The 7,699-nt window shown below is 67.8% G+C and carries 7 protein-coding genes and 1 pseudogene; 6 read left to right on the top strand and 2 right to left on the bottom strand.

Annotated features, from left to right (window positions below):
• The 5 genes and pseudogenes from Q1V87_RS11585 to dapF form a co-directional block, all read left to right on the top strand.
• A pseudogene (locus Q1V87_RS11585) lies at positions 1 to 362 on the top strand (DNA recombination/repair protein RecA); the annotation flags it as partial.
• A 2-nt stretch (positions 363 to 364) separates the two neighbouring features.
• Positions 365 to 1,072 carry a regulatory protein RecX gene (locus Q1V87_RS11580; RefSeq protein WP_300592895.1) on the top strand — a complete coding sequence of 236 codons (708 nt, stop codon included), beginning with the start codon at positions 365 to 367 and terminating at the stop codon, positions 1,070 to 1,072.
• A 100-nt stretch (positions 1,073 to 1,172) separates the two neighbouring features.
• Complete coding sequence (gene miaB, locus Q1V87_RS11575) at positions 1,173 to 2,720, top strand: tRNA (N6-isopentenyl adenosine(37)-C2)-methylthiotransferase MiaB (protein WP_300592892.1); 1,548 nt, start codon at positions 1,173 to 1,175, stop codon at positions 2,718 to 2,720.
• Between the two features lie 111 nt (positions 2,721 to 2,831).
• Positions 2,832 to 3,764 carry a tRNA (adenosine(37)-N6)-dimethylallyltransferase MiaA gene (gene miaA / locus Q1V87_RS11570; RefSeq protein WP_300592889.1) on the top strand — a complete coding sequence of 311 codons (933 nt, stop codon included), beginning with the start codon at positions 2,832 to 2,834 and terminating at the stop codon, positions 3,762 to 3,764.
• A 50-nt stretch (positions 3,765 to 3,814) separates the two neighbouring features.
• A complete protein-coding gene (gene dapF, locus Q1V87_RS11565) occupies positions 3,815 to 4,687 on the top strand; it encodes a diaminopimelate epimerase (RefSeq protein WP_300592886.1) in 873 nt (290 codons plus the stop codon).
• 17 nt (positions 4,688 to 4,704) lie between these two features.
• On the opposite strand, the gene Q1V87_RS11560 is transcribed toward dapF, so the two are convergent.
• Positions 4,705 to 5,346, bottom strand: coding sequence for a methyltransferase (locus Q1V87_RS11560; RefSeq protein WP_300592883.1), 642 nt, complete (start codon positions 5,344 to 5,346; stop codon positions 4,705 to 4,707).
• Between the two features lie 85 nt (positions 5,347 to 5,431).
• On the opposite strand from Q1V87_RS11560, the gene hflX reads away from it, so the two are divergent.
• A complete protein-coding gene (gene hflX, locus Q1V87_RS11555) occupies positions 5,432 to 6,979 on the top strand; it encodes a GTPase HflX (protein ID WP_300592898.1) in 1,548 nt (515 codons plus the stop codon).
• Here the strand turns inward: hflX and Q1V87_RS11550 are convergent.
• Positions 6,942 to 7,699: S9 family peptidase (locus Q1V87_RS11550; protein WP_300592880.1), on the bottom strand; the 758-nt coding region annotated here is incomplete at its 5' end. The two genes, hflX and Q1V87_RS11550, sit on opposite strands and share 38 nt — an antisense overlap.

Genomic DNA, 7,699 nt, shown 5'->3' with positions numbered 1-7,699 from the left:
AGTCGCTCAAGGACGGGGCCGAGGTGGTGGGCAACCGCACCCGGGTCAAGGTGGTCAAGAACAAGGTGGCACCACCGTTCCGCCAGGCCGAGTTCGACATCATGTACGGCAAGGGCATCAGCCGCGAGGGCTCACTGCTCGACATCGGCGTCGACCTCGGCCTCGTGAAGAAGTCGGGTGCCTGGTACACCTACGACGGCGAGCAGCTGGGGCAGGGCAAAGAGAACGCACGCTCGTTCCTGCTCAAGAACGAAGACATCGCGGCCGATATCGAGACCAAGATCAAAGAGAAGCTCGGTATCGGCGGGGCAAAGCCCGCGGGTGATGTCGAAGACGAACTCGCCAAGCGGCGCCCGGCCTGATCATGGCGCGTGAGATCGGGGGCGAGCAGTCGCTCGCCCCCGTCATCCCGCTGTTCGGTGACGCGGCCTTCTCGCGAGGCTCCGTCTCCCGCGACGACGACCTCTTCGGCGAAGATCGCGGTGAAGCCTGCGCGGAACTGTCCGCGGGCACGTGGCACTCGACGTGGGTCGATGACGACGATCTTTCTGAGGATGATGACGACCCGTACTTCGCCGACCCGTACGGGGAATCGCGCGCGTCGTCAGCCATCACCCGTGCTGCGCTCGATCGCCTGATCAAGCGGTTGCGCCGGCGCGGACTATCGGAGGCGGAAGCCACTGATGAGCTGGTCGCGGACGGCGTTGAGAAGGTCGTCGCAGAGGTTCTCGTGGCCGAACTCGTGGGTAAGAGATGGCTTGGCGATGTCGACCTCGCAGAGCAGCTTGTGCACACCGCGGTCACCAGACGTCGCGAGGGGCGGCGCGCGATCGCCCAGGTGCTCGCTAAGCGCCGCATTCCCCGTGACGTCGCTGATGCGGCTCTGGCGACGCTTCCCGATGACGACGCCGAACGGGCTCTCGAATTCGCACGTCAGAAGGCTGGCGGCTACCGTGGCGTGGCTGTCGACGTCGCGATCCGACGCCTCGTCGGTCAGCTACAGCGACGCGGTTACCCACCGGGGGTGGCGATGACCGCGGCACGGCTTGCGCTGGCTGACCCGCGCGACTGAGACCGAACCCGCCGGCTGCGCAGGTACCGGTGGCTCGCTGTACCCGGGCAGCCTCGCACTCGGCCAGTACCCCGGAGCGGCTCGTAGAATGGCAGGCACTATGACCACCCCCTCCGCTTCGCCGACGTTCATCGCGCCGTCGCCCGCAGCCGTGTCACCCACGGGAGCGGCGCGGACCTACGAGGTGCGCACGTTCGGCTGCCAGATGAACGTCCACGACTCCGAGCGACTCTCCGGGTCGCTCGAGAGCGCTGGTTACGTACGCGCGGCCGCCGGTGACGAAGCCGACATCGTCGTCATCAACACCTGCGCGGTCCGTGACAATGCCGCGGGCAAGCTCTACGGCACCCTCGGCCACCTCAAGTCCCGCAAAGACAAGCGTGAGGGAATGCAGATCGCCGTCGGCGGATGCCTCGCGCAGATGGACAAGGAGCGGGTCCTCGAGAAGGCGCCGTGGGTGGACGTTGTCTTCGGCACGCACAACATGGGTTCCTTGCCGACTCTGCTCGAGCGTGCGCGGCACAACGAGGAAGCGGAGCTCGAAATCCTCGAGGCGCTTGAGATCTTCCCCTCGACTCTTCCCACCAAGCGCGACAGCGCGGCGTCGGGATGGGTGTCGATCTCGGTCGGATGCAACAACACCTGCACGTTCTGCATCGTTCCGAGTCTTCGTGGCAAGGAGAAGGATCGGCGCCCCGGCGACATCCTGAACGAGATCCGACTGCTCGTCGACGACGGGGCGATCGAAGTGACCCTCCTCGGGCAGAACGTGAACTCCTACGGTGTCGAGTTCGGCGACCGGCAGGCGTTCGGCAAGCTGCTGCGCGCGGCGGGGGAGATCGAGGGCCTCGAACGCATTCGTTTCACGAGTCCGCACCCTGCCGCGTTCACCGATGACGTGATCGATGCGATGGCGGAGACTCCCGCGGTCATGCCGCAGCTCCACATGCCCCTCCAGTCGGGAAGCGACCGGATCCTGCGAGCCATGCGCCGCTCGTATCGGAGCGACAGATTCCTCGGCATCCTTGACCGTGTGCGCGAACGAATTCCGCATGCCGCGATCTCTACCGACATCATCGTTGGGTTCCCGGGCGAGACCGACGAGGACTTCGAAGACACGATGCGGGTCGTTGAACGCGCCCGGTTCGCCAGTGCCTTCACCTTCCAGTACTCGATTCGGGAAGGAACCCCGGCGGCGACGATGGCCGACCAGGTTCCGAAGGCGGTCGTGCAGGAGCGTTACAACCGGCTCATCGAACTCCAGGAACGCATCAGTCTTGAAGAGAACCAGGCTCAAGTCGGCCGGGAGCTCGATGTGCTCGTTTCGACGGGCGAGGGCAAGAAGGATGCCGAAACCCGACGCCTGACGGGCCGCGCCGAAGACAACCGGCTCGTGCATTTCGAGGTGCCCGAAGGCTCGGATGTCCCGCGGCCCGGCGATGTTGTCACGGTCGCGGTGACCCATGCTGCGCCGTTCCATCTGCTTGCCGATGCCCCCGAGGGTGGACGGCTTCGGGTTCGCCGCACGCGCGCCGGCGATGCGTGGGATCGGTCGCTCGCCGAGTCGTGCGCCGTACCGAGCTCGTCCGCGACCGGTGAGCGGCGTGCGGTCTCGTTGGGCGTGCCCTCGCTCCGTGTGAGCGCGTGACGCCAACCCCGCGGGTCCCAAGCCGCTGCATCTGCGGCACGTGTGTGCGTGCGCTGTTCATCTTTCCGCCGCAAACGCATACAACAACAGCACACGTGGGGATCGGCCGGCATGGACGCGAGCGCTGACGTGATGGCGGAGCCGACGCTCTGGGTCATCGTCGGGGCCACGGGAACCGGCAAAAGCGAGACGTCCCTCGCCCTGGCTGAGGAACTGACGCGGCGCGGGCGGCGCGCAGAGATCATCAACGCGGACGCCATGCAGTTGTACCGCGGCATGGACATCGGAACCGCAAAGCTCCCCGAACGGGAGCGGAGGGGCATCCCGCACCACCTCTTCGACGTACTCGATGTGACCGAAGAGGCGGCTGTCGCGGCTTATCAGCCCGCAGCACGTGCGGCGATCGCAGATATCCAGGAGCGCGGCGCGGAAGCGATCCTCGTCGGCGGATCAGGGCTCTACGTCTCCAGTGTCATCTACGACTTCCAGTTCCCCCCGCGCGACCCAGCGCGCCGAGCCGCGCTTGAAGCCGAAGCCGCCGAGCAGGGCATCGGCGTTCTCATGGCCCGCCTTCGCCGCGTTGATCCCGAGACCGCCGCGAGGATCGACCCGGCGAACGAACGGCGCGTGATCCGCGCTCTCGAGGTCATCGAATCGGGAGGCGCCGGACACGGCGCTGCGCTGCCCGATCGGCCGCTGACGTGGCATCCGCGAACTCGGATCCTCGGGCGACGCATGCCGAGAGAGGACCTTGTCGCTCGCCTCGACGCCCGTGTCGAGCGGATGTGGGCCGACGGGCTGCTCGGCGAGGTGGAATCACTCCGTGCCGCCGGCATCGAGCGCGGGGTGACCGCTCGCCGCGCCATCGGCTACGCCCAGGCCTTGGCCCAGCTGGCGGGAGATCTCTCGCAGGCAGAGGCAATCGCGCAGACCCAGGCCCTCACGCGCCGTTACGCCCGTCGCCAGGTGTCGTGGTTCCGGAGGTACGCCGGTGTCCACTGGCTTGAACCTCACGACGACGCCACGCGGATGCTGGACGTGTGACGGGATCACCCCGGGGCGAACACGCGGCGGTGCGCTTCTAGACTGAAGGCATGTCGATCCCCATCTCCTTCACCAAGGGCCACGGCACGGGCAACGACTTCGTCATCGTGCCCGACGCCGACGGGGACCTCGACCTGTCCGACGACCAGGTGGCGGCGCTGTGTGACCGACGGTTCGGGGTCGGCGCCGACGGGCTGCTGCGGGTCGTCCGCGCCGCGGCGATCCCCGAGGGCGCTGCAGCCACCGCCGCCGGCGTGGAGTGGTTCATGGACTACCGAAACGCCGACGGGTCGGCTGCGGAGATGTGCGGGAACGGCATCCGTGTCTTCGTGCGGTACCTCACCGCGGTCGGCTGGGCGGATGCCGCAGCAGGCCCGGTGCTGGTGGGTACCCGCGCCGGCATCAAGCCCGTGACAGTCCATGAGCGCGGCTTCGAAGTGGATCTCGGCGCCTTCCAGATCGACGAGTCCGAGGTTCTGGTTCGAGCTCGGCATCTCGACGTCGCGCGGCCTGGAATCGGGGTGGATGTCGGCAATCCGCACGTCGTGGTCGCCCTCCCCACTGCCGATGAACTTGCCGGCATCGATCTCACGCGCGTCCCGCAGCTCGAGCCGGCTCCCGTCGCGGGCGCCAATGTCGAATTCGTCGTGCCGAACGATCCTCTGGTCCAGGGCGGCACGGGGGGCCTCCGCATGCGAGTCTTCGAACGCGGCGTCGGTGAGACGCTGTCGTGCGGCACGGGGGTGGCTGCGGCTGCCCTCGCGGTGCGCCACTGGGCCGGCGCTGCAGCGCCTGACACCTGGCAGGTCGGTGTGCCCGGCGGGGAGCTCGGGGTTCGCGTGGCATCGGTGGACGGCGTCTCGCACGTCTTCCTCGCGGGGCCTGCCACCCTCGTCTTCTCCGGCGAGATGGCGCTGGCCTGACCTCGTGTGGGCCGGCGTCAGACGATGTCGATGGCAGCCGTCGGAGTAGACCCGTGGCGGCGCACTCGCAGCACCCGGAATCCCTTGGCTGTCGCAGAGCGATGCACCGAGTACCCGCGGTGGAAGGTCGTGGTCATCCACCGCTGAAGGGAATCCGAACCGAGGTTGCGCGAGACGACGAGCCACGCATCCGAGCGCTCGTCCAGTCGCGGGATCCAGTCCTCGAGCAGCCCGTGCAACTGATTCTTGCCCACCCGGATCGGAGGATTGGATCGGATCGTTCGAAAGACGACGTCGCCGGGAACATCGTCCGGCAGCACGGCGTTGACATTGGGGAGACCGAGTTCGCTCGCGTTTGTGCGGACGAGGTCCAAGGCTCGCTCGTTGACGTCGACCGCCCACACCGTGGCGTGGGGCGCATCCATCGCAAGGGTAAGCGCGATGGGCCCCCAGCCGCACCCGAGGTCGAGCAGATGTCCGCCTGCGGGCGGGGGAGGCGTGTTCTCCAGCAGGACGGTTGTTCCGATGTCGATGTGATCCGGGCTGAAGATCCCGCCGGCCGTCGTTACCTCGACGGGATGCCCCGCAATCGAGACACGAATGCGGCGGAGATTTTCGGGACTGGAAGGCGACGACGTGAAGTAGTGATCGCTCTCCATGGCGACGAGCGTAGCGGAGGACGGGCCGCCTCCGGGAGGCTAGAGTTTACGGATGCCTGATGGCGGGCATCCCACGGAAATGATGATGGACGAAATCCCAGACACCCAGACCAGCCCAGCGGCGCACCCTGTCGACCCCGTCGACCGGGTGCTCGAGCGTGCCCGCGGTCGATCGGACGTGTGGGTGTTCGGGGCCGCACAGGCTCTGCAAGATGCCGCCACGGCCGGCGGAGCGGACTCGGACGGCGACCAGTGGGATCGCGAAGAGCGCGCCGCGCTGCGACGCATCCCGGGCCTGTCGACTGAACTCGAAGACGTCACCGAGGTCGAGTACCGCCAGCTCCGGCTCGAGAACGTCGTCCTCGTCGGGGTGCACCCGCAGGGCGAGCAGGAGAACGCGGAGAACTCCCTCCGGGAGCTGGCGGCGCTTGCCGAGACCGCGGGTGCCGTCGTGCTCGATGGCGTTCTCCAGCGTCGCCCTCATCCGGATCCCGCCACCTACCTCGGGCGAGGCAAGGCCGAAGAGCTCCGCGACATCGTCGCCACGCTCGGTGCCGACACGGTGATCGCCGACACCGAGCTGGCGCCGAGCCAGCGCCGTGCACTCGAAGACGTCGTCAAGGTCAAGGTGATCGACCGCACCACCGTCATCCTCGACATCTTCAGCCAGCACGCCAAGAGCCGCGAGGGCAAGGCGCAGGTCGAGCTCGCGCAACTCGAGTACCTCCTGCCGCGCCTGCGTGGATGGGGCGAATCGATGAGCCGTCAGGCCGGTGGCCAGGTCGGCGCCGGCGGTGCGGGCATGGGCTCGCGCGGTCCCGGTGAGACCAAGATCGAACTCGACCGCCGCCGCATCCGCACCCGGATGGCGCAGCTGCGACGACAGATTCGCGACTTCGCGCCGGCGCGGGACGCGAAGCGTGCTGAGCGGCGCCGCAACACGGTGCCCTCGGTTGCGATCGCCGGGTACACGAACGCGGGAAAGTCGAGCCTGCTCAATCGGCTCACGAACGCCGGCGTGTTGGTCGAGAACGCGTTGTTCGCGACGCTGGATGCGACGGTGCGCCGCACCGAGGCATCCGACGGTCGGGTGTACACCCTCACCGACACTGTCGGATTCGTTCGCAACCTGCCGCACCAGCTGGTCGAAGCCTTCCGGTCGACCCTCGAAGAGGTCGGCCAGTCGGACGTCATCGTGCACGTCGTGGATGCCTCGCATCCCGATCCTGCGGCGCAGCTGGCTACCGTTCGCGACGTCATCGGCGATGTCGGAGCGCGCGACCTGCCGGAGATCGTTGTGTTCAACAAGGCCGACCTGGTCGGTGAGTCGACGCGGATGGTGCTTCGCGGACTGGAGCCGGCAGCCCTGTTCGCTTCCTCGCGGACCGGTGAGGGTATCGCCGAGCTCCGTGCTGCCGTCGAAGGCGCTCTTCCGCTCCCGGCTGTCGAAGTCCACGCGATCGTCCCGTACGGCCGCGGCGATCTGGTCTCAGCGGCTCACGAGACCGGGCACGTGATCACCATCGCGCACGAGGAAGCCGGGACGGCGCTGCACGCCTTTGTTTCTGAGAAGCTTGCGGCAGAGCTCGCGCCGTTCAGCTCAGCGTCAGCGGTACGACGTCCGGCGGAGTGAACCCGAACACGGCGCCGAGGAAGGCAAGCTCTGTCTCCAGGGCGTGGATGACGGTCTCGGCGCGCCGGAAGCCATGAGCCTCTCCCTCGTAGAGGACATAGGCGTGAGGGATGCCGCGCGCCGCTAGCGCTTCTCGAATGGCTTCTGCCTGCGCCGGGGGCACGACCTCGTCCTCGGCTCCCTGAAGCAGGAGCATCGGGACATCGAAGCCGTCGGGATGCGAGAGCGGAGAGCGCTCGATATAGAGCTCTTCCGCGTCGGGGAGGGGGCCGATCAGACCGTCGAGGTACCGGGCTTCGAAGTCGTGGGTGTCAGCAGCCAGCGCCCGGGCGTCGCCGACGCCGTAGCGGGAGATTCCCGCGGCGAAAACATCGGTGCGGGCGATTGCGGCGAGGACGGTCCACCCGCCCGCCGAGCCGCCGTCGATCGCTATGCGGGCAGGGTCTGCGAGGCCGGACTCAGCTGCGGCAACCGCTGCGTCGCGAACGTCCTCGACGTCGACGACCCCCCACTGTCCGCGAAGCCTCTCGCGGTAGGCGCGTCCATAGCCGGAGGATCCGCCGTAGTTGACGTCCAGCACGCCGATGCCGCGGCTGGTGAAGTAGGCGATCTTCGGCGATGCGGCCCCGCCCACGTGATCCGTCGGGCCGCCGTGCACGAGAACGATGTAGGGCGCGAGCTCGCCGTCGGGGGCGGCAGTTTCCGGATGTGTCGGGGGGA

Origin of the sequence: Microbacterium sp. (genome assembly GCF_030149085.1) — a bacterium.
Classification (GTDB): domain Bacteria; phylum Actinomycetota; class Actinomycetes; order Actinomycetales; family Microbacteriaceae; genus Microbacterium.
The sequence above is the reverse complement of the archived record's forward strand: the minus strand, read 5'-3'. Positions and strand labels throughout refer to the sequence as shown.